Below are 2,613 nucleotides of genomic sequence, written 5' to 3' on the forward strand. Positions count from 1 at the left end.
GTGCGCACGGCGCACCGCCCCTGTCTGTCCCTGTGCTCGGTGGTCTCGGTGGTCTCGGTGTTCGCGCCGGTCAGCGTTCCACGGCGACGACGGCGTACGTCGTCTCGGGCGTCGGCGTGGTGGTGAACCGGGCGTTGGGCAGGTAGAGCGTCCCCTTGTACTCGGCCACGGTGGTCGGCACGTCGAAGTCCGGGTCCGTGACGCGCTTGACGAAGACACCGCTGGTGCCGTCCGCGGCGAGCGTGAACACGTCGATCGCGTTCTGCCGGTTCTGTACGACGTACAGCGTCCGCCCGATCAGCAGCAGTCCGTCGCCGTTGGTGAGCGGGGCCGCGTCACCGAGGTCGACCCGTTCGGTCACTCCGGTCCTCGGGTCGACCCGGTGGAGACCGCCGACCCCTGACTGCACGACGAGGAGCGCCTTGCCGTCGGGGGTGCGTGTGATGCCGTTGGCGTTCACGGTCTCGCCGGGGACCTGGCTCCAGTCACCGCTCAGGGGGAGCGTCACGATCTCGTCCGCGTCCGGCAGCGCACCGCGCCGGCCCAGCGGCAGGGCGTACAGCGCGGGCTGGAACGAGTCCGTGAACCAGGCCGTCCGCGGGGTCAGGAACACGTCGTTGGCGAAGGTCGGGGTCGCCGTGGTGAGCGTGTACGAGGCGAGGACCTCGCCCGTGCGCGCGTCCACCACGCGGGCGCCCTGACCGCGCCCGGCGACGAACAGCCGTCCCCGGTCGTCGAGTTTGAGTCCGACCGACGGCGTACCGGGCCCGGCCGAGATGATCCGGCCCTCTCCGGTGCGCAGGTCGGCGCGGTAGATCGAGCCGTCGCCCAGCGAGCCGAGGTAGGCGTACGGGCCGCCGCCGATCGCGATGCCCTCCGGGCGGAAGCCGTCGGGCAACGGGATCACGGAGGGCCGGGTCCGTGCGGAGTGCGGGGCCGCCTCGGCAGGTGAGCCGAGGAGTACGGCACCGGCGGTCGCCGCTCCGGCCGTGAGGAGTCCTCGCCGGCTGAAGTGTGGTGCTGGGGAAGAGTGCGGGGGTGCCACTGCGTGTCCTTCCGCGTGGGGACCGGCAGTTGGCCGGTCCAACGGTCAACTTCCTCTGTCACCCCATCACATGTGGCACGCCCCCGCAGCAACTAACAGTCGTCTGACAGCCTCTCGACAGGGTCACGACTTCGGCCACGACGATGGGAACGGAAGGGGCGCTTCCCCACTTGGGGAAGCGCCCCTTTGCTGTGCAGGACCGTTACCTCACATACGTCACAGTGCCACGCCAAGCAGTGCGTCCACCGCCCGCGAGACGACTCCGGGCGCGCCCTCGTCCGTACCGCCCCGCTCCTTCTGGAGGGCGGCCCAGCGGTCGACCGCGGCGAGCGCGGCGGGGGCGTCCAGGTCGTTCGCGAGGGCCTCGCGGAGCTCCTCGACCAGGGCCTCGGCGGGTGGGCCGTCGGGCCGTGAGACGGCGGCCCGCCAGCGGTCGAGCCGGGCGACCGCGTCCGCGAGGACCTGGTCGGTCCACTCCCAGTCGGCGCGGTAGTGGTGGGCGAGCAGCGCGAGGCGTATGGCCGCGGGGTCGACGCCGTCGCGCCGCAGCTTGGACACGAAGACGAGGTTGCCCTTCGACTTCGACATCTTCTGGCCGTCGAGGGCGACCATCCCGGCGTGGACGTACGCCTTGGCCATGGGGAACTCGCCGGTCAGCGCCTGGGCGTGCGAGGCGCCCATCTCGTGGTGCGGGAAGGCGAGATCCGATCCCCCGCCCTGGATGTCGAAGCCCATGCCGAGGTGGTCGAGGGCGATGGCGACGCACTCGATGTGCCAACCGGGCCGGCCGCGGCCGAGCGAGCCGCCGTCCCAGCTGGGCTCGCCGTCGCGGGCGGCCATCCACAGCATCGGGTCGAGCGGGTTCTTCTTGCCCTGGCGGTCCGGGTCGCCGCCGCGCTCGGCGGACAGCAGGCGCATCGCGGCGGCGTCCAGGCCCGACACCTTGCCGAAGTTCGGGTCGGACTCGACGGAGAAGTAGACGTCTCCTTCGAGCTCGTACGCGGCGCCGGCGTCGCGCAGCCGCTCGACGAGGGGGACGATCCCGGGTATCGCCTCGACGGCGCCGATGTAGTGCTGCGGAGGCAGCATGCGCAGGGCGGTCATGTCCTCGCGGAAGAGGGCGGTCTCCTGCTCGGCGAGGGCCGCCCAGTCGACGCCGTCGCGCTGCGCTCGCTCCAGCAGGGGGTCGTCGACGTCCGTGACGTTCTGCACGTACTGGACCTGCCGCTTGGTGTCGAGCCACACGCGCTGTACGAGGTCGAACGCGTTGTAGGTCGCCGCGTGACCTATGTGGGTCGCGTCGTAGGGAGTGATCCCGCAGACGTAGAGACGGGCGACGGGACCGGGGTCCAGGGTGACCGGACCGCCGGTCGCGGTGTCGTGGATCCGGAGGTCGCGGCCCTTGCCAGGCAGGGCGGGGACATCGGAAGCGGGCCAGGCATGCATGTCATGAGCCTAACCGGACGGAAGTTCCGCATACGAATGGGACCGGGCCGGATGGCCGGGAAGGCGCCCTTGCGTGGACCCTCCGGGTATGCGGGGGGGGTGTGGGTGCCCTTGTGTGGGGC

General features: G+C 71.5%; 2 protein-coding genes. Both read right to left on the reverse strand.

Annotated features, from left to right (window positions below):
• Positions 1 to 70: 70 nt before the first annotated feature.
• Positions 71 to 1,045, reverse strand: a complete 975-nt coding sequence (locus FNH08_RS48715) for an SMP-30/gluconolactonase/LRE family protein (RefSeq protein ID WP_322726628.1) — start codon at positions 1,043 to 1,045, stop codon at positions 71 to 73.
• Between the two features lie 216 nt (positions 1,046 to 1,261).
• On the reverse strand, positions 1,262 to 2,491 hold the full coding sequence (gene mshC / locus FNH08_RS48720) for a cysteine--1-D-myo-inosityl 2-amino-2-deoxy-alpha-D-glucopyranoside ligase (RefSeq protein WP_152778323.1): 1,230 nt from the start codon (positions 2,489 to 2,491) through the stop codon (positions 1,262 to 1,264).
• Positions 2,492 to 2,613 lie beyond the last annotated feature (122 nt).

Origin of the sequence: Streptomyces spongiae (assembly GCF_009377185.1) — a bacterium.
GTDB lineage: Bacteria > Actinomycetota > Actinomycetes > Streptomycetales > Streptomycetaceae > Streptomyces > Streptomyces spongiae.

Coding starts and splice junctions, on each gene's coding strand:
- mshC (WP_152778323.1), bottom strand. CDS start 2,491: ATGCATGCCTGGCCCGCTTCCGATGTCCCCGCCCTGCCTGGCAAGGGC.